The sequence below is a fragment of the Nocardia sp. NPDC052566 genome (genome assembly GCF_044547285.1).
Taxonomy (GTDB): Bacteria; Actinomycetota; Actinomycetes; order Mycobacteriales; family Mycobacteriaceae; genus Nocardia.
This window is the reverse complement of record NZ_JBIUAF010000002.1, coordinates 849,939-873,824: the sequence shown is the minus strand read 5'-3', so window position 1 is coordinate 873,824 and position 23,886 is coordinate 849,939. Positions and strand designations below refer to the sequence as shown.

Here is a 23,886-nt window from a genome sequence, read left to right as displayed (position 1 = left end):
CATTCTGTCGGGGTGACAGGATTTGAACCTGCGACCCTCCGCTCCCAAAGCGGATGCGCTACCAAGCTGCGCTACACCCCGTGATCCTCGCGGTGGCGGGGCCGCCGACGAGGGAGAATTCCGTGCGGAGCGGGTGATGGAGTCGAACTCGCACCATCAGCTCGGACGCTGACGCACCTGCTCTGCCTAGATCCTGGTCTACGTGGGGAAACGAAGTCAAACCGGCAGGTAGAGCCGGTGGGTCGCGGGCGTGATGGCCCGGCGGGTGACGGTGCCGCCGGGGGCTGACGGTTGCCGGGCAGGCGCTTTCGCCGGGGGCAGGCGCAGGTGATATCGGCGGCCTGCTGCAGTCGCTCGGCTCCCTCGGCGCCGTAGCGGTTGTCGCACAGGCGGTAACCGCTGCGGCGCTGGGCGATCTGGTCGGACAGGGCGAATTCACCCAGAGCGTCTACGACGAAATGATGCGGCCATGGCAGGAAGGCCTGGGAGGGGTTATTCGATGAGTATCCATACCGGCCAATTTCCGGCCAGCGGCACGGCGCCCTCGTTCACCGATATGGCCGCCCTCGAATCCGCCGCGGTCGGCTTCGGGTACTACCAGGAGAATGTCGCCGAGGGAGCGGCCGCGGTCGAACACAACAAGACCGAGCGGCGCGGTCCGATCGGCTGGTGGACGCAGCACAAGCTGTTGCGCTTCGGATTCAGCTTCGGGATCGCGTTGAACCTGGCCTATCTGCCGCTGATGCAGAACGCGGCGCTGGTGGTGCTCAGCCATGCGCGGTAGTACGGGCAGGCTCGGCCTCGTGTTGACCATCGGCGCCACGGTCGCGGTGCTGGCGGCATGCGGTGAGCCGATCGGCGATTCGGGTCCACAGGCGATCACGACAATGCGCAGCGATTCGGCCGATTGCACCGGAGGCGCGCAGGCCACCAGCGATCTGCAACCGGCGCTGCGCCGGCTCGGCGACAGCCTCACCGCGCTCGGTCCGGCCGCCGAACGCGACGACCTCCCCGGTGAGCTCACTCAGCTCGACTCCGCCCGGCAATCCGCCGACCGGATCAGCTGGCGACTCGGCACCGCGGCCGATGCGATGACCGCCGACTCGCCGGTCCAAACCGAGTTCCGCAATGCCTCCGTGTCGAGTGCCCAGCTGCGCGACAGGCTGACCGAAGTGCGCAGCAGGCTGACCGGTAGCCGGGCTCGGGGCGACCAGCCCCCGCAGATACAGCCCGCGATCATGGCCTTCAACGGATCGGTGCAGTGGCTGTCCCTGGCCTGCTCGAACCTCTTCTCCCCTTCGACGGTGGATCCCGTGGCACTGCCGGCCCCACTGCCGGTGAAGAACTGACGGGGCATGGTCGGCTCGGCCAGTGTGCCTGCGCCCGAGCGGGATACGACGGAGACGAGAATGGCCCCCGCGGTGGGCGGGGGCCATTCTGCGTGGAGCGGGTGACGGGAATCGAACCCGCACCATCAGCTTGGAAGGCTGAGGTTCTACCATTGAACTACACCCGCAGGCATACGACACCGATGGGATCGCCACAATGTCGTGTGCGTCAGTGACTGTACCGAACCTCACTCCCCGAACGCCAATCACCCCCGAAATCACCCCCGCCGGATCGACGATTTGTGGCGGCCGTCGGCCGCGTCGGCTGCGGCAGATCGCATGGGTGACACGCGGGTGACATCGGAAGGTCAGTGGCGGATCGGGGACATCGGCGCATCATCCGCAACCGCTGCCGCTATCGCCGCGTCATGATCAATGCGGTCAAGGTGGCTTCACCCGACACCCGATAACCCGCGGTCGCCTCGCCTCCCGGCGTCGCTTCAGCGTGTCGGGCGGCGATTCTCGAGCGAACCGAATCGATGTGTAACACCGGCGCGGTGGTAGCGATCACATACCCGATCGCCATTCGCTAGGCAGTGATAACACGTTGTGAAACGGCGTTTTTCGATGCCGAGTGGCTTGCTAGGATCCTTTTTGCCGGACGGGGGTATCTGGAAAGGGGGCGGTGAGCGTGCGCCGTGCGAGGTGGACACAACCGCGTAGCAGTGGGAACGATCGGGGTGACGCCGGCATCCGTGCTGGCACAAGGCACCTGGGTATCGACGTCACCCCCGCAGGGTGACCACGATGCCTGCCGAGAACGAGCCTCCAGTGGCCGCCATGGCCAGGGCTTGGGCGCGTGCGGTCTGCGCCGAGCCCGGATCAGGCGCGTCACCCCACCTGTTGGAACCGGTACTGATCGAGATCGTCGAGCGGCTGCTCGCGCTCGCGCGATCCGAACCTTTTCCCGTGCCCGAGGCCAGAATGCTCGGTGCGCGGCTGGCCGAACCGCCGTTCGAGCGGATCCGAATGTTGGCGCAGGCCACCAGGTGGCTGCTCGGCTTCCCCTCGGGTGCGCCCGGCTCGCTGGTCGCCACGCGCTGGCCGTTCGTCGCGAGCCAGGCCATCGACAGCTATGCGCAGGCGCTGCAGGAACGGGCGCTCGCCCAGCAGGAGCAACACATTTCGGCCGCGGTGTCGGTCCGGGTGCAGGAAATCGCCGCGCTGCAGCATCGGCTACGGCACGAGGCGACCCACGATGCGCTGACCGATCTGGCGAACCGGACGCTGCTGCAGGACCGGGTGCGCCTGATGTCGGCCGACCCGACCCGCGGCGTCGGCCTGCTGCTCATCGACCTGGACCGGTTCAAGCAGATCAACGACGGCTACGGGCACGCGATCGGCGACGAGGTGCTCGTCGAACTCGCCAACCGGCTACGTGAGGTGTGCCCGCCGGATACGGTGATCTGCCGTTACGGCGGAGACGAATTCGTGCTCGCGACCAACCCGCACCGCAACAATCTCGGCGATCTCGCACACCGGATCGTCGCCGCGCTGCGCGATCCGGTGTGGTCGACCGCGGGGCCGGTTCCGGTGTCGGCGAGCGTGGGCACCGCCTACTGCCCGCCCGGTACCGCGTGCGACTTCACCGATCTGTTACGCCGCGCCGATCGCGCGATGTACTCGGCGAAGACCGCGGGCGGGCGGCGTTTCGCCCTCGCCGATTCCGACGACCCCGAGATCAAAACCGCCGTCGCGGGCTGACTTTCGCGGATACGCACCCGTTCCGGAAACGGGTGCGTGTTCCCGGCCCGGTGAAATCGGCTGCCGGAACAGCGGTTCCGCACGGCAGGGCCGGGGATCAGTCCGGCGGTTCCGCCGTGCCGTGCTGGTTGCGGCCGTTCGTTTCGCTGTTGCCGGAGGCTTGCAGGTTCTGCGAGTGCGTCGAGACGATCAGGACTTCGGCGGTCTCCTCGCCGGTATTCCTGATGACGTGCGACAGGCGCGCCGGGAATTGGAGTGCGTCGCCGAGCGACAGCGCGAGCGTGTCGGTCTGCACGGTGACGTCGACGGCGCCGGCGAGCACGCAGAGGAATTCCTCACCGGTGTGCTGAGCCTCGGGTGTCGACGAGCCGCGGTCCAGCGTGAGCTGTACCGCCTCGAGGCCGGGGAAGTGCCCGCTCAGCGTCGACAGTTTGCCGCCTGCGATCTCCCTGGATACCCGTTCCGAGCGGCGAGAAAGGTGATATGCCGTGGTGGCCTCGTCCTCGACGAGCTCGCTCAGCGTGACCCCGAAGGTCCTGGCCAGCTCGATCAGCGTGCCCAGCGAGGGTTGACGTGCGGCCGACTCGATTCTGGACAGCTGAGTGGTGGATAGATCGACACGAGCGGCCAGGGCGCCCTGGGTCCACCCCCGTTCGACACGCAACCGGGCGATCCGTTTGCCGATCCACCCGGCATCGATTTCACGCTCTGTCATGGGTCGAACGTACACCCTGTTGCCTCACAGGCAAAGCAGTTTGCCTCTCAGGTTGACAACCCTCGGGTCGGCGTTCAATGCTTGTGCCACACCGCGACCGGCCCGGTCAGCGGCCGGTCGGCACGAACGCCACCGCGCCGGTGACCCATCGGCGCGGTGATCATCACCAACCATCCCAACCACCGAACGCACCCACAGGTGCGGCGATCCCTCGCGCCCCGACCAGGTGCGCGGGGCAGACGAGTTTTCCGACCTGAGGGTCGGGCACGCTGAACACAGGCAGATAGGTAAAACCGCATGCGGATCGCGATACTTGGACCGCTCGAGATTCGAGCGCATGACGGCGGTTCGATCGAATTGCCGGGCGCCCGGTTGCGCGCCTTGATGATCGCCCTCGCGCTCGAACCGGGCCGCGTCGTCCCGAAATCGAAACTGGTCGACTGGATTTGGGGTGAGCAGCCACCCGCCGACACGGCGAACGCCTTACAGGCCTTGATATCCCGGCTGCGGCGGGCGCTGCCGGACGGATCGATCGAAGTGCAGCCGGGCGGGTACCGGCTGACCGTGACACCCGGCGATGTCGACGCCGTGCGCTTCGAACAGCTTGTCCAGCAGGCTCGTAACGGCCAAGGCGCGCAACAGGTCCGGCTGTTGCGTGCAGCGCTCGACCTGTGGCGCGGCTCGGTCGTGCAGGACGCCGGTGTGACCGAAAGCGAGGCATTCGACGCGGTGGTCACCCGGTTCGAGGGGCTGCGCCTCGCCGCACTGGAGGATCGCTACGAGGCGGAGATCCTGCTCGGCGCGGGTCAGGAGCTGATCGCGGAGCTGACCGAGTCGGTGGCCAGGCATCCGCTGCGCGAACGGCTGGTCGCCGCGCTGATGCGCGCGCTCGGCGCCGCCGGTCGCGCCAACGAGGCCATGGTCGTGTACCAGCGCGCACGCGACGGGCTCGCCGACGCACTGGGCGTCGACCCGTCACCGGAGCTGTCCGCACTGCATGTCGCGCTGCTGCGCGGCGAATTCGGGGCGAAGGAGCAACCCCGCGAGACGAACCTGCGCGCCGAGTTGACCACCTTCGTCGGCAGGCAGGGCGATATCGCCGCGGTGCGTGAACTCGTTGCGGCGCACCGGCTCACCACCCTCAGCGGGCCGGGCGGCTCCGGGAAGACCAGGCTGGCCACCGAAACGGCGCGCACCCTGCTCGACGACCTGCCCGACGGGGCATGGCTGGTGGAACTGGCGCCACTCGGCACCCGCGGCGACCTGGCGCAAGCGGCACTCACCGCGCTCGGGCTGCGCGGCGGCGCCACGGATGCCGAGCCGATGGACCGGCTGATCACCGCGATCCGTGAGCGCGAAACGCTGCTGATCCTGGACAACTGCGAGCATCTGATCGAGGCCGCCGCCGCATTCGCCCACCGGGTGCTCGGTGAGTGCCGCCGAGTGCGGATTCTCGCGACGAGCAGGGAACCGCTCGGCATCACCGGCGAGGCGCTGTGGCAGGTCGAGCCGCTCGCGCTGCCCGCCGAGGCCGCCGACCCCGGCGAGATCGCCGCCGCACCGGCCGTTCAGCTGCTGCGGGACCGGGCACGCGCGGTGCGCGGGGAGCTCGAGACGGATGCCGCGACGTTGTCGACCATGGCGCGCGTCTGCCGCGCGCTCGACGGGATGCCGCTGGCGATCGAGCTGGCGGCCACCAGGTTGCGCACCATGTCCCTCGATCAGCTGGCCCACCGCCTCGACGATCGGTTCCGGCTGCTGACCGGCGGCAGCCGGACCGCACTGCCGCGCCACCGCACCTTGCGCGCGGCGGTCGACTGGAGCTGGGAGCTGCTCAGCGACGCGGAACGGACTGTGCTGCGCAGGCTTTCGGTGTTCTCCGGCGGCGTGAGCCTGGACGCGGCCGAGCGGGTCTGCGCGGGCGACGCGGTCGAACAGTGGGAGGTACTCGAGTTGCTGACCACGTTGACCGAGAAATCGCTGCTGCGCACCACCGGCGACTGCACCCAGGGCACTCGGGGCAACGCCGCTGACGACTGCGCGCAGGACGCCCGGGACGGCACCGCCGACAACGGCCCGCGCTATCGCGTGCTCGAGACGATCAAGCAGTACGCCGGGGAGCGGCTCGAGCAGGCGGGCGAGGCAGAGCTGGCGCGCCGCGCGCATCTCGCGTACTTCACCGAACTCGCGGCGACCGCGGAACCGCGGGTGCGCCGCGGCGAACAGCGGGAGTGGCTGGTGACGCTCGAGATCGAGCACGACAACATCGCCGTCGCGATGCGTGGCGCGCACGCGGCCGACGACGCGGCGGGCGCCATCCGGCTCGCCGCGGCCGCGGGCTGGTTCTGGTGGCTCGGCGAGCACCGGGCCGACGGCATCGAACGGCTCACCGCGACCGCGCGGGGCCGAGGCGGTCATGGCGGCGGCACGGCGCCGGGTTTCGTCGCCGCGATGGAACGTACGTCGCAGGGCAGCCGGGCACAGTCGGTCCGCGCGCGAAGCGCTGCGCGCCGGTGACGCGAGCAGGCCGTTGCGGCCGGTTCAGCGAGGCTGACAGCCGGGGCACCAGAAGAGGTTTCGGGCCTCCATGACCGCGTGCGCCACCGGCGTGCCGCAGCGGCGGCACGGTGCGCCCGCACGGCGATAGACGTACGTGCGTGGCCGATCAGGGGCATACGACGGCTCGCCGTGATCGTCCTCGGGCCGGACGACGACCATCTTCCCCACGCGCACACCGACCTTCATCAGCGCGACCAGATCGGTCCACATACCGTCCCATTCGGCCGCGCTCACCCCTGTACCCGGCCGGTGCGGCGAAATCCCGTGCCGGAACAGCAGTTCCGCGCGGTAGACGTTGCCAACTCCGGCGACCACCGCCTGATCCATCAGCAACGCCCCGATCGGCCTGCGGGAGCGCTGGATTCGCCGCAGCGCGCGCTCCGGATCGGCGCCGCGCCGCAGCGGATCGGGGCCGAGCCGGTCGGTGAGCGCGGAAACCTCCGGCGGGAGCAGGATCTCGCAGGCGGTCGGCCCGCGCAGGTCGGTGCCGAACCCGGATCCGCCGAAGATGCGCATCCGCACCTGCCCGACCGGCTCCCCCATCGGCAGCCCGGAATCGTAGAACTTGCCGTACAGCCCGAGGTGCACATGCACGACCAGACCCGAATCGTAGTGGTGCAGCAGGTGTTTGCCCCAGGCCTCGGCCCGAGTCAACACCCGCCCGTCCACCTGCTCCGCCCCGGCGGCGAACTTCCCCTGCGGACTCGACACCCGAACCGCGCCCCCCGCGAAGTGCCGTTGATGCAGCCGAGCGAGGCGATGCAAAGTATGCCCCTCAGGCATCTGCTCCAGTCCGCCTCTCCGCGTCTTCTGCCGGTCGTGGGTGCCGCCACAGTCGCGTCGCGGGCTTGCGTTCCCGTCTGGGAAGCGTTTTGGGCGTGCCCGATGAGCTACCCATGTCCTCGCGAAATCAGTTGGCGGCTCAGAACATCAGTAGGCGGGAACCTCGGGGGCGATGCCGGTCTTCTCGTACTCGGCCAGGATGTCGATGCGGCGCTGGTGGCGCTCCTCGTCGGACCATTCGGCCGCCAGGAACGCGTCGACGATGGCGAGCGCCTCCTCGGTGGAGTGCATGCGGCCGCCGACGCCGATCAGCTGCGCGTTGTTGTGCTGGCGGGCCAGCTGCGCGGTCTCCACGCTCCAGGCCAGCGCGCAGCGGGCGCCGGGCACCTTGTTCGCGGCGATCTGCTCACCGTTACCGCTGCCGCCGAAGACCAAACCGAGGCTGCCCGGATCGGCGACGGTGCGGCGCGCGGCCTCGATGCAGAAGGCGGGGTAGTCGTCGAGGGCGTCGTATTCGAGCGCGCCACAGTCGACGACGTCGTGACCCGCCTGCCGCAGGTGGGCCTTCACGTGATTCTTCAGTTCGAAACCGGCATGGTCGGCACCAAGGTATACGCGCATGGCGGTGATTCTGTCAGGGCCGCGGCGCGCGATTAACGCGGGGCGGCAGCGGTGCGAAATCGACATGTGTGCGGCTGTGGAACACGCCACAGCGATCGCGACACGATCGACACATATGGCCCGAATCCGACACCTGAATAGAGTTGCCCCATGCAGCCGAACGAACCGCAGCCGTCCTACCCGGCATCTCCTCCGCCGGGCCAGCCGGTCGACTCGTACACGCCGCAGTCCGGGTGGGGACAGGGCTCGTATCCGTCGCTCCCCTACGGAACTGCGCCCTATGGTCCGGTCCCGCCCGCCGGGCCGCCGCAGCACCAGCCACGCGGGCTCTCGCCCTTCGGGATGCCCGCCAGGCACAGCTGGGAGATCCCGATGCTCGTCGTCAACGTGGTGCTGACCGTCCTGGCGTACGTCCTCGCCGTATTCCTGCTGGTCATCGGCTATTTCGACCAGTATCTGCTGGTCCTGGTGTTCGCGCCGCTGCTGATCTGGCTCGGCCGCGGTATCACCTACTCGACGCAGCGGGTCAACGGCGTGAAGATGTCGCCGACCCAGTTCCCCGAGGGCTTCCAGCTGGTGCAGGAGGCGGCCGCCCGCTTCGGCATGGCCAAGGTGCCCGACGCCTACGTCGTGCTCGGCAACGGCCAGATCAACGCGTTCGCCTCGGGACACGGGTTCCGCCGCTACGTCGTCGTCTACAGCGACCTGTTCGAAATCGGCGGCGCCGCACGCGAACCCGACGCGCTGGCGTTCATCATCGGCCACGAGGTCGGCCACATCGCCGCCGGGCACACCTCGTACTGGCGTCAGCTCGGCATGTTCCTGGTGCCGTTCCTGCCGTTCATCGGCAACGCGCTGATCCGCGCGCAGGAGTACACCGCCGACAACCACGGCTTCTGCAACCGCCACACCGGTGCGCCGGCCGCCATGGGCACGCTCGGCGCGGGCAAGTACCTGAACAAGCTGGTCGGCTTCCACGAGATGGCCGACCGTGCCGCGACCGAGAAGGGCTTCTTCGTCTGGATCGTCAACGCCATGTCCTCGCATCCGGTGCTGACCTGGCGCATGTGGGCGCTGCGCGATCGCAGCAAGCACGGCAAGCTGTTCCTGCGCCCCGATCCGCCGCACGGGATGCCGTTCCCGCCCGCCTACCCGGCGCCCTACGGACAGGTTCCGGCGCTGCCGCCGAAACCCGTTCCGTAGCAACCGATCAGTCGAATACGGGTTCTTCGGTCCTGGTCCGCTTCAGTTCGAAGAAGCTGCAGCGGGATGGGACTCAGTCGAACTGCGGTTCTTCGGTCCTGGTGCGCTTCAGTTCGCAGAAGCTGCAGCGGGATGGGACTCAGTCGAACTGCGGTTCTTCGGTCCTGGTGCGCTTCAGTTCGAAGAAGTGGGGATAGGACGCCAGCGCGACCGCGCCGTCCCACAGTTTGCCCGCCTCCTCGCCGCGCGGAATGCGCGAGAGCACCGGGCCGAAGAACGCCGTGCCGTTGATGTGGATCGTCGGCGTGCCGACGTCGTCGCCGACCTTGTCCATGCCCTCGTGATGGCTCTTGCGCAGCGCCTCGTCGTATTCGGTGCTCTCGGCCGCCTTGGCGAGCTCGGCGGGCAGCCCGACCTCGGCCAGCGAGTCGGCGATCACCGCGGCGAGCTTCTCGGCGCGGGTGTCGCGCTGGTACTCCTCGCGCCGGTTGTGGATGCGGGTGCCCATCGCGGTATACAGCGGGGCGAGCACCTTGTCGCCGTGCTGCTGCGCCGCGGCGATGGCGACCCGGACCGGACCCCAGCCGCTGGCGAGCAGCTCCTTGTACTGCTCGGGCAGGCCTTCGCGGTTCTCGTTCAGCACCGCAAGGCTCATCACGTGGAATCGGGTCTCGATATCGCGGACCTTCTCGACCTCCAGAATCCAGCGGGAGGTGATCCAGCACCACGGGCACAGCGGGTCGAACCAGAAATCGGCGACGTCCTTGCCTGCCTTATCGGTCACGACTGTTTCCTCTCGATTGCATACTCGAATGGCGGCACACCGCCACTGCTTCGACCAACCACACGATGACGCGATTCCTTCCCGTTTCGTCAACGTCGTTTTCACACCGGCGGCTCAGCACCGCGCAGTAGGGTTGACGGACCGGAGTTCTCTCCCGACAAGGAGCCCGTTCTATGACCTCGGATCAGCGCTTTGTCATCGTCGGCGGCGGACTCGCCGCGGCCAAGCTGGCAGAAGCATTGCGGAGCAACGACTTCCCCGGGTCGGTCACCCTGATCGGCGCCGAAGAGCACCTGCCCTACGAGCGACCACCGCTGTCCAAAGAACATCTGCTCGGCAAGAAGGAATTGCCGGAATTCACCGTCGAACCGTCGCAGTGGTATCGCGACCACCATATCGATGTGCGAGTCGGCACCACCGTTACCGCGATCGATCGGTCCGCGAAAACCGTCGAGCTGCCCGACGGGTCGACGGTGCCATACGACAAGCTCGCGCTGGCCACCGGATCGACGCCGCGCAGGCTGCCCATTCCCGGCGCCGACACACCCAACGTGTACACGCTGCGCACCATCGCCGATTCCGACACGCTCATCGAGCTGTTCAAGGATGCCAGGCGGCTCGCCATCATCGGCGCGGGCTGGATCGGCCTGGAGGTCGCTGCCGCGGCCCGTACGCACGGCGTCGAGGTGACCGTGCTCGAGTCCGCGGACCAGCCGCTGCTCGCGGCGCTCGGGCCCGAGATGGGCGCGGTCTTCGCCGACCTGCACCGGGCGCACGGGGTCGACCTGCGGCTCGGGACGCAGGTCAGCGAGATCACCACGCACAACGGCGGCGCGGCCGTCCTCGCCGACGGCATCAGGCTCGCCGACGGCAGCACCGTCGCGGCGGACGCGATCCTGGTCGCGGTCGGCGCCGCACCCAATACCGAACTGGCCGTGGCGGCGGGGCTCGACGTGGACGGCGGCGTGCTCGTCGGGGCGAATCTGGCCACCAGCGATCCGGATATCGTCGCGGTCGGCGATATCGCCGCGCAGCAGCATCCGGTGCTCGAACGCCGAATTCGGGTGGAGCACTGGGCGAATGCGCTGAATCAGCCCGCCGTCGCCGCCGCGACCATGCTCGGCAAGCAGGCGAGCTACGACCGGCTGCCCTACTTCTTCACCGACCAGTACGACCTCGGTATGGAGTACACCGGCTATGCCGCGCCGGGCGATTACGACCGGGTCGTGGTGCGCGGTGATCTGGCCGAACGGGAATTCGTCGCCTTCTGGCTCGACGCCGAGCGCAGGGTGCTCGCGGGTATGAATGTGAACGTCTGGGATGTGACCGAGCGGATCAAGGAGCTGATCCTCGCGGGCGAGCCGGTCGATCCGGAACGGCTGGCCGACCCCTCGATTCCACTGTGATCTGAATCACTCAGCCGGATACGTCGATTCGACGGCGCCCGCTCCGACCTCATCGCGAGAGCGCCACCAGGGCGCACCGAACGAAGGCCGAACCATGAAATACATGCTGCTGAAGACCTACGCCCCGACCGCATACTGCGACACCCCGATCCAGGACTGGACGCCGGAGGAGATCAAGGCGCACATCGACTTCCAGCGCATGCTCGGCGAACAGCTCGCCGCCGCGGGCGAACTCGTCGACGCGCAGGGGCTCGCCACACCGGCAGAGGCGCGAATCGTGGTGTCCGACGGCCGGTCCGCGCCGGTGGTGACCGACGGGCCGTTCCCGGAGACCAAGGAATTCCTCGCCGGATATTGGATCGTCGATGTGGATTCGCCGGAGCGGGCGTACGAGATCGCCGCGCAGGCGTCGGCGGCGCCCGGCCGGGGTGGTAAGCCGATCGGTGAGTACATCGAGGTGCGTGCGGTGATGAGCGCGCCGGCGAGCGAGTAGGTATGCCGAGGGTGACGGGTCTGGGCGGACATTCTTCGCCTGATGGTGGCAATTCCTGCCGCGAGAAGACGAATAGTGTCCGCCGAGACCCAACACCCTCGCTATGACCGACATCGACGCCCTGCTCCGTGAACTCGCACCCCAGGTGCTCGGCACGCTCGTGCGCCGCTTCGGCGATTTCGACACCGCCGAAGACGCGCTGCAAGAAGCGATGCTCGCCGCCGCCACCCAATGGCCCACCGAGATGCCGGAGAATCCGCGCGGCTGGCTCATCCAGGTGGCGCAGCGGCGCATGGCCGATACCGTCCGCGCCGAAGTCGCCCGGCGGCGCAGGGAGGCAACGGCATTCGAGCGCGACGTCCCCGATGCCGAAGCCGTCGACCAGGACGACACGCTCGCCATGTTCTTCCTCTGCTGCCATCCGGCGCTGTCCTCGGCCAGCGCCATCGCGCTGACGCTGCGCGCCGTCGGCGGGCTGACCACCGCCGAGATCGCCCACGCCTTCCTGCTACCGGAATCGACCATGGCGCAACGCATTACCCGCGCCAAGAAGCGCCTGTCCACCCTCGACCGGCCGTTCGCCCGCCCCGGCGACGCCGAATGGCACGGGCGGCTCGCCGCGGTGCTGCACGTGCTCTACCTGATCTTCACCGAGGGACACACCACCACCTCCGGGCCGCGGCTGCACCGAACGGACCTGTCCGGCGAGGCGATTCGGCTGACCAGAGCCATCCACCGATTGCTCCCGGACGACACCGAGGTCACCGGCCTGCTCGCGCTGATGCTGCTCACCGATGCCCGCCGCGCCGCGCGCACCGGCCCGCACGGCGAGCTCATCCCGCTCGCCGAACAAGATCGCGCCAAGTGGAACCGCATTCTCATCACCGAGGGCGTCCAGCTGACCACCACCACGCTCGGCAACGGCCTCACCGGGCCGTACCAATTGCAGGCCGCCATCGCGGCGCTGCACGCACGCGCCGCCCGCGCCGAGGACACCGACTGGACCCGAATCCTGGCCCTCTACAACATGATCGAGCACCTGGCCCCGAATCCCGTGGTGACCCTCAATCGCGCGGTCGCCGTCGCCATGGTGCACGGACCGGACGCGGGCCTGGAACTGGTCGATACCCTCGACGAGCACCTGCCCGACAGCCACCGCCTCGACGCCGTTCGCGGCCACCTGTACGAGATGGCGGGCGACCATCCCGCCGCCATCACCGCCTACACCGCCGCGGCCGCCCGCACCACCAGCACCGCCGAACGCGACTACCTGACCATCCGCGCCGCCCAACTCCGCGGCGGCTGACCCAGCCGTCGCGTCGCGCGGGCCCGGTACGCGGTGACCAGGCAGACTACTGGGGTGACGGATAAACGTAGCGCGGGAATCCTGGTGTACCGGTGGACATCCGGCAAGGTCGAGGTGTTGCTCGGGCATATGGGCGGGCCGTTCTGGGCACGCAAGGACGAGGGCGCCTGGTCCATCCCGAAGGGTGAGTACGAGCCGGACGAGCAGGCGCACGCGGCCGCCGCACGCGAGTTCACCGAGGAACTCGGTCTGCCTGTGCCAGAGGGTGAGTGGCTGCCGCTGGGCGAGGTGACCTACGGCCGCAGCGGCGGCGGCCGTAAGACGCTCACCGTGTGGGCGATCGAAGGCGACCTCGATCCGGACACCATCGTGCCCGGCACCTTCGAGATGGAGTGGCCGCCGCGCTCGGGCCGCAAGGCCGAGTTCCCGGAGATCGATCGCGCCGCCTGGTTCGATCTGCCGACCGCCGAACTCAAATTGGGCAAGGGGCAACGCCCGTACCTGGCGACCCTGGCGGGCGTGATCACGCCGCAGTGAGCGCCGGGCCGAGGCATCGCGGCGAATACATCCAGGATGCCGACGCCGTCGTTCACGCCATCAGCGGACGGCTAGGCGGTCCACTTCCGCCCGGTGATGAGTTCGTATGCCTCCACGTACTTTCGGCGGGTCGCCTCGACGATCTCGGCGGGGATCTCCGGGCCGGGGGCCTCCTTGTTCCAGCCGGTGGAGGTGGCCCAGTCGCGGACGAACTGCTTGTCGAAGGAGGGTTGGGCGTGGCCGGGCTCCCATGTGCCGGCAGGCCAGAAGCGCGACGAATCGGAGGTGAGCACCTCGTCGCCGAGGGTGAGAACATCACCGTCCCACCCGAATTCGACCTTGGTGTCGGCAATGATGACGCCGTTGCCCGCGGCGTGCTCGGCACCGCGCAGGTAGATATCGATGGTGCGCTCGCGCAACTGCTCGGCGACCTCTTTGCCCTCCTGGTTCACCACATCCGCGAAGGTGATGGGCTCGTCGTGACCCTCGGAGGCCTTGCTGGTCGGAGTGAAGATGGGCTCGGGCAGCTTGTCGCCGTCACGCAGGCCGGACGGCAGCGCGACACCGGAGACGGTGCCGGTGCGCTGGTACTCGGTCAGCCCGCCACCGGTCAGGTAGCCGCGGGCGATGCATTCGACCTGCACCATCTTCAGCGGCTTCACCCGGATACCGCGACCGGCGAATTCGGCGGGCACATCGGTCGCCGAGACCACGTGGTTGGGCACGTCGGCGAGGAACTCGAACCACCAGTTCGACAGCTGGGTCAGCAGCGCACCCTTGTCGGGAATCGGCGTCGGCAACACCACGTCGTAGACCGATACCCGGTCCGACGCGACAAGCAACAGCGTGTCGCCGTCCTCATAGAGGTCGCGCACCTTCCCGGCGTGCACATGCTTCAACGTCGAGCCTCCGAATCCTTGGTCTGTGAACCGCGCTGCACAGGCACAATACCGCCGGGCCCTTTCGAGGTCGGCCGCGCGGGCGAGCCTGCCACGACTTCTCGGTACGGACGCGCCGGATACCGGAGGTCCCGGCTCGATCGGGGGCGGTGACCGGGAAAACTTCCGGGCGGCCCACCGGGGTGGCATGGCATTGTTGGTGCTGCCACACAGTGCCGGTTCGTCGAACAACGTAAGGAGCCCCATGTCCGCACCGAATCTGACTCGCGAGCAGGCGATCGAACGCGCGCAGACAGTGCAGGTCGAAAACTACGCCATCCACCTCGACCTGACCGACGGCGCCGGAAAACCGGGTGAGCACACCTTCTTATCGCGGACGACGGTCAGCTTCACCGGTACGCCTGGCGCGAGCACGTTCATCGATATCGTCGCCAAGGGCGTGCGCTCGGCGACGCTCAACGGCGCCGCGGTCGATATCGCGGGCTACGACGAGGAAAAGGGCATCACCCTGACCGGGCTCGGCGAGCGCAACCTGCTCGTCGTCGAGGCCGACTGCGAGTACTCGCACACCGGCGAGGGCCTGCACCGCTTCGTCGACCCCACCGACGACTCGGTGTATCTGTACACACAGTTCGAAACCGCCGATGCCAAGCGGATGTTCGCGTGCTTCGATCAGCCCGATCTGAAGGCCACCTTCGACGTCACCGTGACCGCGCCTGCCGAATGGAAGGTCATCTCGAACGGCGCCACGGTGGAAGCCACCGACGGCAAGCACGTCTTCCGCACCACCCCGAGGATCAGCACCTACCTGGTCGCCCTCATCGCGGGCCCGTACGCCCAGTGGACCGACTCGTTCACCGACGAGCACGGCACCATCCCGCTCGGCATCTACTGCCGCGCCTCGCTCGCCGAGCATATGGACGCCGAGCGGCTGTTCACCGAGACCAAGCAGGGTTTCACCTTCTACCACAACAACTTCGGCTTCGCGTATCCCTTCGGCAAGTACGACCAGCTGTTCGTGCCGGAGTTCAACGCGGGCGCCATGGAGAACGCGGGCGCGGTGACCTACCTCGAGGACTACGTCTTCCGTTCCAAGGTGACGCGCGCGTCCTACGAGCGCCGCGCCGAGACGGTGCTGCACGAGATGGCGCACATGTGGTTCGGCGATCTGGTCACCATGAAGTGGTGGGACGACCTGTGGCTGAACGAGTCGTTCGCCACCTTCGCCTCGGTGCTGTGCCAGGCGGAGGCGACCGAATACACCAGTGCGTGGACCACTTTCGCGAATGTGGAGAAGTCCTGGGCCTACCGCCAGGACCAGCTGCCCTCCACGCACCCGATCGCCGCGGACATTCCGGATCTGCGCGCGGTCGAGGTCAACTTCGACGGCATCACCTACGCCAAGGGCGCGAGCGTGCTCAAGCAGCTCGTCGCCTACGTCGGCCTGGAGCCGTTCCTGGCGGGCCTGCGCGACTACTTCGCCGAACATGCCTACGGCAACGCCACTTTCGACGACCTGCTGGCCGCGCTGGAGAAGTCCTCCGGCCGCGACCTGTCGACCTGGGGCGCGCAGTGGCTCAAGACCACCGGCCTGAACATCCTGCGGCCCGACTTCACGGTCGACGCCGAGGGCACGTTCACCTCCTTCGCCGTCGTCCAGGAGGGCGCCGCGCCCGGCGCCGGTGAGCGGCGGGTGCACCGCCTCGCGGTCGGCGTCTACGACGACCAGGACGGCAAGCTGGTCCGCACGCACCGCGTCGAGCTCGATCTCGACCCGGCCGAGCGCACCGAAGTCGCTGAGCTGGTAGGCATTCCGAGCGGCAAGTTCGTGCTGATCAACGATGACGACCTCACCTACTGCTCGGTCCGCCTCGATCCCGAATCGCTCGACGTGCTCGTCAACCGCATCGGCGATATCGCCGAGCCGCTGCCGCGTACGCTCGCCTGGTCGGCCGCGTGGGAGATGACCAGGCAGGCCGAATTCCGTGCCCGTGATTTCGTCGCACTGGTGCAGCGCGGTATCGGCGCGGAGACCGAAATCGGTGTGGTGCAGCGACTTCTGATGCAGGCCAACACCGCGATCGGCTCGTACGCCGATCCGGCGTGGGCGAGCGCGACCGGCTGGCCGGAGTTCGCCGACCGCCTGCTCGAGCTGGCCCGCGCCGCAGAGCCTGGCTCGGATCACCAGCTGGCCTTCGTCAACGCGCTCACCGGCGCCAAACTGGCGCCCGCGCACACCGCGGTGCTGCGCACGCTGATCGACACCGATCCGGCCGAGGCGGGCCTGACCGGTCTGGTCGTCGATACCGACCTGCGCTGGCGACTGGTGACCGCGCTCGCCGCGGCGGGCCAGATCGACGCCGAGGGCACGGACACCCCGTTCATCGACGCGGAACTGGCCAAGGATCCGACCGCGGCGGGTAAGCGCCAGGCCGCCACCGCCGCCACCGCGCGCCCGCAGGCCGCGGTGAAGGAAAAGGCATGGGCGACTGTGCTGCACGATGATTCGATCCCGAACATCACCGCGCGCGCCATCGTCGGCGGGTTCGCTCCGGCGGGCCAGGGCGAGCTGCTCGCGCCGTTCGTGGATCGCTACTTCGCCGAGATCGCCGAGGTCTGGGAGAAGCGCTCCAACGAGGTCGCGCAGACCGTCGTGGTCGGCCTCTACCCGTCCTGGGCGATCAGCGAGGACGCGGTGGCGGTCGCCGACAAGTTCCTCGCGGGCGAGCACCCGCCCGCGCTGCGCCGTCTGGTCGTGGAGGGCAAGGCGGGCATCGAACGATCGCTGCGCGCACGGGCATTCGACTCCGCCTCCTGAAACAGTAAGTCTCCGAACAGATCCGGCGCGTCCACCCGAGCAGGGTGGGCGCGCCGGTCGCCGTCGGCACTCAGCGGAAGGCAGCGGCGTTGTCCGCCACCCACTGCGCGAAAGACGTAGCAGGCGTGCCGGTTACCTCGGCGACGGTCGTCGTCGGGCGCTGTGGATGGTCGACCATCATGGCGAGGCCGTCGACGTACCATTCGGCGAGTTCCCCCATCACCGGTTCCAGCGACCGAATGGCGTCCGCGCGCGACACCTGTTCCAGGGTGACTTCGCGCCCGAGTGCCGCACTGAGCAGACGCACCTTGTCGGCCCTGGTCAGCGTCTCCGGCCCGGTGAGATCGTAGGCCCGGCCTTCGTGCCCCTCGCCGAGCAGTACGGCGGCGGCGACGCGGGCGATATCGTCCATCGCGATCGGCGCGTTCGCGGCGTCCGGAAATGGTTCGCGCACTTGACCGGTCGTGCGGATCTGCTCTGCCCACATGGTGGTGTTCTCGAGGAACTCCCCGGCATAGAGATGGGTCCATGCCACGCCGGACTGTTCGACGGCCTTGGCGATCGGCTCCCACTCGCTGGTCTCGTCGCCGGACAGATCGACGATGTGCGCGATGCCTGCCTCCCGCGCCAGCGCGACGACCTCGATCACGGTCTCCGGCACCGGCGCCAGGTACATCCGGTCCACGCCCTCGAAGGCGGCGGGCAGCGACGACAGCCGGCGCAGATAACCCTCGGCCACCTCCACTTCCGCGGGCAGCGCGGCCCGCTTCGGGTTGTTCGACAGTGCGCGGACATCTTTCGCACCCTCGGCGATCAGGTGGTCGACGACCTTTCGCCCGATGTTCCCGGTAGCGCCTGTCACAAGAATTTTCATGGCTCCAACCTGACAGTAAGAGCGGCCTACAGGCAATCTTCCAGGCCGAAATCGCCTGAATAACAACAATTTTCCGACACAGACACGGAAAATTTCCGACACCACCACGGAAATTTTCCGGTGCCGGCCTCCGCGTGACTCGCCCGCTGCTGTGAGCAGATCCGCTCACAGCAGCGCGACGCGACTTTCGGGGTACCGCTGCGGCACCGTGGATGTATGGCCCGAGACGACAAGACCCCGATGTTCAGCTGGCGCGCCCGCGAGCAACTGCTCAGCAGGCGCATATTGGTACTCGACGGAGCGCTCGACGACGACAACGGCACGCTGCTGATGACTCAGCTGCTCACCCTCGCCGCCGAGGATCCGGACGCGGGTATCTCGCTGTGGATCCATTCGCCCGGCGGATCGGTCCCCGCGATGCTCGCCATTCGCGACGTGATGCGGCTGGTGCCGTGCGAGGTGACCACGCTTGCCCTCGGATTAGCTTGCAGCGCAGGACAATTCCTGCTCTCCGCGGGCAGCAGAGGACGGCGCTTCGCGCTGCCGCACGCCCGGATCCTGATGCACCAGGGTTCGGCAGGCATCGGCGGCAGCGCCGTCGAGGTCGAGGTGCAGGCCGACGATCTGCGGTACACGGTGGACACCGTGCTCGGCAATATCGCCGAGGACACCGGGCAGCCGTTCGAGCGGATCTACGAGGATTCGCTGCACGACCGCTGGTTCACCGCGACGCAGGCGCTGGAATACGGCTTCATCGACCACATCGTCGACTCGTTCGCACAGATCGTCCCGCAGCGTCAACGGATCGGAATCTCGCAATGAGCAGCTACACCATCCCGAATGTCATTGCCCAGCACCGCGGTAGCGAGCGGATCACCGACATCTACTCGCATCTGCTCGCCGAGCGCATCGTCTATCTCGGCACCCCGATCGACTCCGGCGTGGCCAACGCGCTCATCGCACAGCTGCTGCACCTGGAGTCGGAGAGCCCGGACCGGGAGATCAACCTCTACATCAACTGCGAGGGCGGCGAGCTACCCGCGATGCTCGCGGTGTACGACACCATGCAGTTCATCAAGGCGCCCGTGGTGACCACCTGCGTCGGCCAGGCCATCGCGGTCGGCGCGGTACTGCTCGCGGCGGGCACGCCGGGCAGGCGTGCGATGCTGCCGCACGCCAGGGTGGTGCTGCATCAGCCCGCCGCGCGCGGTCAGGGCACGATTCCCGACCTGATCCTGCAGGCCGACGAACTGGTGCGGATGCGCGCGCAGATCGAATCCATCCTGACCCGGCACACCGGGCAGCCCGCGGAGACCCTGCGCCGCGATACCGACCGCGATCGCGTCTTCACCGCTGCGGCGGCGGTCGAGTACGGCCTCGTCGACAACGTGCTCGGTGCGCAGGGCTGAACTGCCGAGCACAGCCAGACGGATTCATTGCGCCGCAGTGTATTTCGACTGCGCTCAGCCACTCGACCGAGCATGCGACCCGCCCCGGCCTGGCAACGTGACCGGCCACGCAACGTTACTCGGCCGGGCGGCGCAACCCCGGTCGAGCAGCGCGACCCCCGGTCGAGCAGCGCGACTCGATCAGGGGCGCAACCCAATCAGACATGCAACCCAATCAGAGGTGCAACCCAATCAGGGACGTGACTCGATCAGGGACGTGACTCGATCAGGGGCATGACTCGATCAGGCGGCGAACGCGAGCAGCGTCGGGCTCGTGCTGGAGCGGGGTGCGAACTGCCTCGGGAGGGCGGCATGGCGCTGGCGCAGCAGTTCCCGCGCGACCTGTTCGGTGAGCCCGCCGAGCGAGGTGCCCAATGCCCCGGCGAGTGCCGCGATCATCTCGCTGGACGGCTCCTTGCGTCCCCGCTCCACCTCGGACAGGTACTGCGGCGAAACCCCGGCCCGTCCTGCGGTTTCGACCAGCGTTTCGCGCTGCTCCTGGCGCAGCGCGCGCAGCCGCTCACCCAACACCTCGCGCCACAGCGGCTCGCGCACTGTCTGCGGCCCAGGCACCCCCTGTGGCCCCGGCACCGGTTGCGAGTGCGGGACCACCTGTGGCCGAGGCACTGCCCGCGGTTCCCGGTCGGCACGCGGCCGCTGGGGTTGGTCGTCGCGGCCACCGGGAATCGCGTGCAGTCTCGGATGCTCGGTCATGACTAGAGCGTATGGCCCGACCCACCCGGTAGGCCCGGTCGTTTCGCTCAGGGCGTAGCGCTTATTCCGGCCAGCCGGAGTTCTGGATGACCTCGACGAAGTCGCCACGCTGGAACCCGGGCACGAAATGCTCGAGCACGTCCGCCTTGACGTTGCCGAATGTGGTGCCGGGGCGGCCCTTTATCCCGTCGGTGAAGGCGGCGAGGATCTGTCGCTTGAAATCGGGGCGCGGATGTTCGGCGACGACGGCGGCGCGCTGCTCGTCGGCGATCTCGTGATAGCCGAGACCGAGCACATCCAGTTCGACACCCCGGGTCACCAGCGCGATTTCGGGCGCCATGTGCAGGGGGATCTCCGGAGTCGTATGCAAAGCGATTCCGGCCCAGGCCAATTCCGCGAGATGCTCGGCGATGCCGTTGGCGAGCAGGAATCGGCGTGCCTCGTCCGCGCCGTCGATCTCGAAGCGCTGATCGGTGCGCCGGTAACGCTCGGTCAGTCCGAGATCGTGGAACATCGCCGCCACATAAAGGATTTCGGGATCGAAGCGCAGCCCGTCGCGCTGTCCGCGCAGTGCGCCGAAGTAGTAGACCCGGCGCGAATGGTGGTAGATCAGCGGTGTCGCGGCGGCACGCACCAGCTCGGTGGCCTCGGCCGCCAGTGCGCTGTCGGGAACGGCGGGCCGATCCTGGTCGGTCATGGTGATCTCCTTGGTGCAGGGCGGCGCTCAGGCCGCACTTGTGATGAGTTCGGGCTTCCTGCTCGGGGTGAGCAGCAGCGCGGCGGCGACGCTGAATGCGAGGCCGAGCGCGAAATAGCCTCGGTAGCTGTCGGTTTGAGCGTGGATGAGGCTGGCGACCACCAAACCCCCAGCGGCGGCGAGCTGATGGATCACCCAGGCGGGCGATAGCGTCCTGCCCATCCTGGCCGGGTCGAGCCCACGCGAGATGACGGCCATGGTCAGCGGAACGACCGGGAACGAGGCGGCCCCGAACAGCACCGCGACGGTGATGAGCGCGGCGGGAGCCGTCGACGAAACGGCAAGTGCCAGCGCCACTATCCGCCCCACGTAGAGGATGCGCAGCAATGTTTCCTGCCGATACCCGCCTTGCAGCCTGACCATCGCGGCGGAGGTCAGCCCGGCGGACAGCGCGGCGAGTGCCACCAGCCGCCCCGCCCCGACCACCGACCATCCGAGCTCGACGGCATGTTTGGGCAGCATCAGGATCACCACGTACAACGTCGCCGAGTGCAGCCCGAAAGAGATCAGCACCTTGCCCCGGCCCGCCAGCGACTCCGCCCGCGCCACACCGGCTCCGGCGACCCGGTCGGCGGGCAGCACGGCCCACAGGAGCCCGGTGACCGCGAGCCCCACCGCGCCGAGCAGCGCGTAGGTCACCCGCACGCCGACGGGGTCGAACAGCGCGGTCGCCGCCCATGGCCCGATCAGCTGTCCCAGGTTGATGCCGACGGCCGCTCTGGTGAGTGCGGGGCCGACCTGGTTTCCGAGCGATCGCCCGATCAACGTGGTGACCGTCAACGTCGACGACGCCGCGAAACCCACCCCGCCGAGCAGCATGTAGGCCGTGACGAATTCCCAGGTCTCGCGCACCACCGACAGTACGAGGTAGCTGCCGGAGATGAGCGCGAGCCCGCCGATCAGCACCGTCTTGGCCCCGACGCTGTCGAGCAGTCTGCCGACGAACGGCTGGGCAAACCCGGTCACCGCGGTGCCGAGTGCCGCCGCGACGGCGAGTACCGCGGCGCTCACCCCGTAGGACGCGGCGGTGGGCGCGAAGAAGACGCCCATCGAGAAGTTCAGCCCGAACGAAACGGTCATCGCCGCCAATCCGGCCCAGGCCATCTGGTCGCGTCGCATGCCGACCACTTCCTAACTATCTAACTATGGATTAACGGTTACTTCATGGTGAAGGAAATCCGCCGCGACTCCACGGCGGATTCCTTACAGGGAGCGGTGATTCGCCGCTTACTGCTTCGCGCGCTCGATCTTCTTGGCGAGCGCCTCGAGCAGCCCTTCGATCAGGCCGATCGTGGTCTCGTCGATCAGGTTGCCCTCCTCGTCGAAGCGCTCGTGCGAACGGAAGGCGATCACCTCGGGCTTCACCACGACATCGCTCTCGGTCCACACGAACACCTGGCGCAGCGCGAGCTGCGCACGGACCGAACCGAAGTTGGTCGGCGCGGCGCCCATGATCGCGACCGGCTTGTGCAGCAGCGGCAGCCCCTCGGACTTGGTCCAGTCGGTGCTGACCCAGTCGATCGCGTTCTTCAGGACGCCGGGGATGGAGTAGTTGAACTCCGGCGTCGCGATCAACAGGCCGTCGACCTCGTCGACGCGCCTGCGCAGCTCCGCGACCGCGGCGGGCCGGTTCTGCGGGTTGTCCAGATCCATGTCGTACGGCGGGATGTCGCGCAGGCCGTCGTAGATCTCGATGTCGAGCCCGCTGTTGAACTTCTGCGCCGCGCGCAGCAGCGCGGTGTTGTGCGAATCCGCGCGCAGGCTGCCGGAGATGGCGAGGATCTTGTAGCTGGTCACTGTCTTTTCCCTCTTGGTCGAGATGATGCTTGTTCGGCCAGTCCTTCTAACCGGTCACCATGCTGGCAACAGTTAGAAGGGCGAGTGGCATTCCCGATCGGTGAAAGTTCTTCCCCCGCATCGCGTCCGCCTCGGCTCGCTCCATGAATCTACGGCCAGGCGACGGCCGCACCCCCGGACCCCCGGCGACTAGTTGCGGACAGAACACGACAAAACAGCCTCGGCCCGCGACAAGACGTCGCGGACCGAGGCTGAGCTGTATTTAAAGCGGTGTGACGAAAATCAGCGGCCGATGGCGGCGGCCATCACGCGGACCGCGGCGACCAGACCGTCGATGAGCTCGCCCTGACGGAACGAGCTGAGCGCGGCGGTGACGCCGAGCTGGCAGACGCGATCATTGGCGCGCTCGGCGACCTCACGGCCCGCGCGAACCTCGATCGCCTTGTCGTTCGGGGAGACCGCGATGAGCACCGAATGCGCCGCCTCGGGCGTCTCCGGGAAGATCGCGTCCGCGCCCGCGGCCGTATCCGAGCCGAGATCGCCGATGAAGACGTTGAAGCGCACCTTGGTCGCCCTGGTCGCCTCGGTGAGCACGTTGTCCATCAGCAGCCGCTCGTTATCGCTGAACGGCGCCTCCTTGAACACGTCGCCCGCCTCGTGCACGCCGGAGACGCGACCGCTGCTGGTGAGGGCGTATCCGTGCGGCAGGTCGGCCTCGACCACCGCGGGCCACTTAGAACTTGCCACTTGCCCGGCCTCCGATCAGGTCTGCCTTGGCGGACTCGATGGCCGCATGGGAGCCATGCGACGATTCCGCGGTGTCATGGTGACCCGAGACGGTCACCTCGTCGGTCGCACTCCACAGCACCGAGGGCGCGGTCCACTGCTGACCGAGGTCGAAGTGGGCCGGCTTCTCACCGGCGAGTGGCTTACCGAGAAACGACAATCCGGCGATCACGCCGTAGATCACCACAGGGATGCCGACGAAGATCAGCACTGTCTCGAGAATGGTCACGGACCAACGGTAGACGATGCTGTGTAGTAGTTCGCCCTCTGGTCGAAAGGTTCGGGCTCCGTGTC

Annotated in this window: 24 protein-coding genes and 2 tRNA genes; 12 read left to right on the top strand and 14 right to left on the bottom strand. The window is 68.0% G+C overall.

From position 1 onward, the window contains the following. Positions 1–7: 7 nt before the first annotated feature. A tRNA-Pro gene (locus ACIG5A_RS11020) sits at positions 8–81 on the bottom strand. 418 nt (positions 82–499) lie between these two features. On the opposite strand from ACIG5A_RS11020, the gene ACIG5A_RS11015 reads away from it, so the two are divergent. Further along, on the top strand, positions 500–784 hold the full coding sequence (locus ACIG5A_RS11015; RefSeq protein WP_397239994.1) for a hypothetical protein: 285 nt from the start codon (positions 500–502) through the stop codon (positions 782–784). Continuing rightward, positions 774–1,349, top strand: a complete 576-nt coding sequence (locus ACIG5A_RS11010) for a hypothetical protein (protein WP_397239993.1) — start codon at positions 774–776, stop codon at positions 1,347–1,349. Before ACIG5A_RS11015 ends, ACIG5A_RS11010 begins: the two co-directional genes overlap by 11 nt. 93 nt (positions 1,350–1,442) lie before the next feature. Here ACIG5A_RS11010 and ACIG5A_RS11005 read toward each other — a convergent pair. Beyond that, a tRNA-Gly gene (locus tag ACIG5A_RS11005) sits at positions 1,443–1,516 on the bottom strand. Positions 1,517–2,135: 619 nt separating this feature from the next. Between ACIG5A_RS11005 and ACIG5A_RS11000 the strand changes: the two genes are divergently transcribed. Next, on the top strand, positions 2,136–3,092 hold the full coding sequence (locus ACIG5A_RS11000; protein ID WP_397239992.1) for a diguanylate cyclase domain-containing protein: 957 nt from the start codon (positions 2,136–2,138) through the stop codon (positions 3,090–3,092). 97 nt (positions 3,093–3,189) lie between these two features. Here the strand turns inward: ACIG5A_RS11000 and ACIG5A_RS10995 are convergent, their stop codons facing one another. After that, positions 3,190–3,807 carry a helix-turn-helix domain-containing protein gene (locus tag ACIG5A_RS10995; protein WP_397239991.1) on the bottom strand — a complete coding sequence of 206 codons (618 nt, stop codon included), beginning with the start codon at positions 3,805–3,807 and terminating at the stop codon, positions 3,190–3,192. A 297-nt stretch (positions 3,808–4,104) separates the two neighbouring features. Here ACIG5A_RS10995 and ACIG5A_RS10990 point away from each other — a divergent pair, with 297 nt between their 5' ends. Further along, entirely contained in the window at positions 4,105–6,324 is a 2,220-nt protein-coding gene (locus ACIG5A_RS10990; protein ID WP_397239990.1) for a BTAD domain-containing putative transcriptional regulator, read from the top strand. 24 nt (positions 6,325–6,348) lie between these two features. Here the strand turns inward: ACIG5A_RS10990 and ACIG5A_RS10985 are convergent, their stop codons facing one another. Further along, a complete protein-coding gene (locus ACIG5A_RS10985; protein ID WP_397239989.1) occupies positions 6,349–7,149 on the bottom strand; it encodes an Fpg/Nei family DNA glycosylase in 801 nt (266 codons plus the stop codon). 147 nt (positions 7,150–7,296) lie between these two features. Next, positions 7,297–7,770 (bottom strand): ribose-5-phosphate isomerase, encoded by a 474-nt coding sequence (locus ACIG5A_RS10980; protein ID WP_397239988.1) that lies wholly within the window; start codon positions 7,768–7,770, stop codon positions 7,297–7,299. Between the two features lie 150 nt (positions 7,771–7,920). On the opposite strand from ACIG5A_RS10980, the gene ACIG5A_RS10975 reads away from it, so the two are divergent. Continuing rightward, positions 7,921–8,973 carry a M48 family metalloprotease gene (locus ACIG5A_RS10975; protein ID WP_397239987.1) on the top strand — a complete coding sequence of 351 codons (1,053 nt, stop codon included), beginning with the start codon at positions 7,921–7,923 and terminating at the stop codon, positions 8,971–8,973. A gap of 139 nt (positions 8,974–9,112) precedes the next feature. On the opposite strand, the gene ACIG5A_RS10970 is transcribed toward ACIG5A_RS10975, so the two are convergent. Further along, complete coding sequence (locus tag ACIG5A_RS10970) at positions 9,113–9,757, bottom strand: DsbA family protein (RefSeq protein WP_397239986.1); 645 nt, start codon at positions 9,755–9,757, stop codon at positions 9,113–9,115. A gap of 173 nt (positions 9,758–9,930) precedes the next feature. On the opposite strand from ACIG5A_RS10970, the gene ACIG5A_RS10965 reads away from it, so the two are divergent. From ACIG5A_RS10965 to ACIG5A_RS10950, 4 genes are all read left to right on the top strand, one after another. After that, positions 9,931–11,163, top strand: a complete 1,233-nt coding sequence (locus ACIG5A_RS10965; RefSeq protein ID WP_397239985.1) for an NAD(P)/FAD-dependent oxidoreductase — start codon at positions 9,931–9,933, stop codon at positions 11,161–11,163. Between the two features lie 94 nt (positions 11,164–11,257). Next, positions 11,258–11,656, top strand: coding sequence for a YciI family protein (locus ACIG5A_RS10960; protein ID WP_397239984.1), 399 nt, complete (start codon positions 11,258–11,260; stop codon positions 11,654–11,656). A 103-nt stretch (positions 11,657–11,759) separates the two neighbouring features. Then, a complete protein-coding gene (locus tag ACIG5A_RS10955; RefSeq protein ID WP_397239983.1) occupies positions 11,760–12,962 on the top strand; it encodes an RNA polymerase sigma factor in 1,203 nt (400 codons plus the stop codon). A 54-nt stretch (positions 12,963–13,016) separates the two neighbouring features. Next, complete coding sequence (locus tag ACIG5A_RS10950) at positions 13,017–13,499, top strand: NUDIX domain-containing protein (RefSeq protein WP_397239982.1); 483 nt, start codon at positions 13,017–13,019, stop codon at positions 13,497–13,499. 71 nt (positions 13,500–13,570) lie between these two features. Here the strand turns inward: ACIG5A_RS10950 and ACIG5A_RS10945 are convergent, their stop codons facing one another. Next, complete coding sequence (locus ACIG5A_RS10945; RefSeq protein WP_397239981.1) at positions 13,571–14,398, bottom strand: phosphoribosylaminoimidazolesuccinocarboxamide synthase; 828 nt, start codon at positions 14,396–14,398, stop codon at positions 13,571–13,573. 244 nt (positions 14,399–14,642) lie between these two features. Here ACIG5A_RS10945 and pepN point away from each other — a divergent pair, with 244 nt between their 5' ends. Then, complete coding sequence (gene pepN, locus ACIG5A_RS10940) at positions 14,643–17,216, top strand: aminopeptidase N (protein WP_397239979.1); 2,574 nt, start codon at positions 14,643–14,645, stop codon at positions 17,214–17,216. Positions 17,217–17,286: 70 nt separating this feature from the next. Here the strand turns inward: pepN and ACIG5A_RS10935 are convergent, their stop codons facing one another. Beyond that, on the bottom strand, positions 17,287–18,090 hold the full coding sequence (locus ACIG5A_RS10935) for an NAD(P)H-binding protein (protein WP_397239978.1): 804 nt from the start codon (positions 18,088–18,090) through the stop codon (positions 17,287–17,289). A 216-nt stretch (positions 18,091–18,306) separates the two neighbouring features. On the opposite strand from ACIG5A_RS10935, the gene ACIG5A_RS10930 reads away from it, so the two are divergent. Both ACIG5A_RS10930 and ACIG5A_RS10925 read left to right on the top strand, forming a co-directional pair. Further along, positions 18,307–18,912 (top strand): ClpP family protease, encoded by a 606-nt coding sequence (locus tag ACIG5A_RS10930; protein WP_397239977.1) that lies wholly within the window; start codon positions 18,307–18,309, stop codon positions 18,910–18,912. After that, positions 18,909–19,499, top strand: coding sequence for a ClpP family protease (locus ACIG5A_RS10925; protein ID WP_397239976.1), 591 nt, complete (start codon positions 18,909–18,911; stop codon positions 19,497–19,499). Before ACIG5A_RS10930 ends, ACIG5A_RS10925 begins: the two co-directional genes overlap by 4 nt. Positions 19,500–19,781: 282 nt before the next feature. Here the strand turns inward: ACIG5A_RS10925 and ACIG5A_RS10920 are convergent, their stop codons facing one another. From ACIG5A_RS10920 to ACIG5A_RS10895, 6 genes are all read right to left on the bottom strand, one after another. Next, positions 19,782–20,252, bottom strand: a complete 471-nt coding sequence (locus ACIG5A_RS10920; protein WP_397239975.1) for a helix-turn-helix domain-containing protein — start codon at positions 20,250–20,252, stop codon at positions 19,782–19,784. A 61-nt stretch (positions 20,253–20,313) separates the two neighbouring features. Further along, on the bottom strand, positions 20,314–20,949 hold the full coding sequence (locus ACIG5A_RS10915; RefSeq protein WP_397239974.1) for an HD domain-containing protein: 636 nt from the start codon (positions 20,947–20,949) through the stop codon (positions 20,314–20,316). 27 nt (positions 20,950–20,976) lie between these two features. Next, entirely contained in the window at positions 20,977–22,128 is a 1,152-nt protein-coding gene (locus ACIG5A_RS10910; protein WP_397239973.1) for an MFS transporter, read from the bottom strand. Positions 22,129–22,236: 108 nt separating this feature from the next. Further along, positions 22,237–22,806, bottom strand: coding sequence for an NADPH-dependent FMN reductase (locus ACIG5A_RS10905; RefSeq protein WP_397239972.1), 570 nt, complete (start codon positions 22,804–22,806; stop codon positions 22,237–22,239). 282 nt (positions 22,807–23,088) lie between these two features. Then, complete coding sequence (locus tag ACIG5A_RS10900; protein WP_397239971.1) at positions 23,089–23,553, bottom strand: DUF5130 domain-containing protein; 465 nt, start codon at positions 23,551–23,553, stop codon at positions 23,089–23,091. Beyond that, positions 23,540–23,821, bottom strand: coding sequence for a hypothetical protein (locus ACIG5A_RS10895; RefSeq protein ID WP_397239970.1), 282 nt, complete (start codon positions 23,819–23,821; stop codon positions 23,540–23,542). Before ACIG5A_RS10895 ends, ACIG5A_RS10900 begins: the two co-directional genes overlap by 14 nt. Positions 23,822–23,886 lie beyond the last annotated feature (65 nt).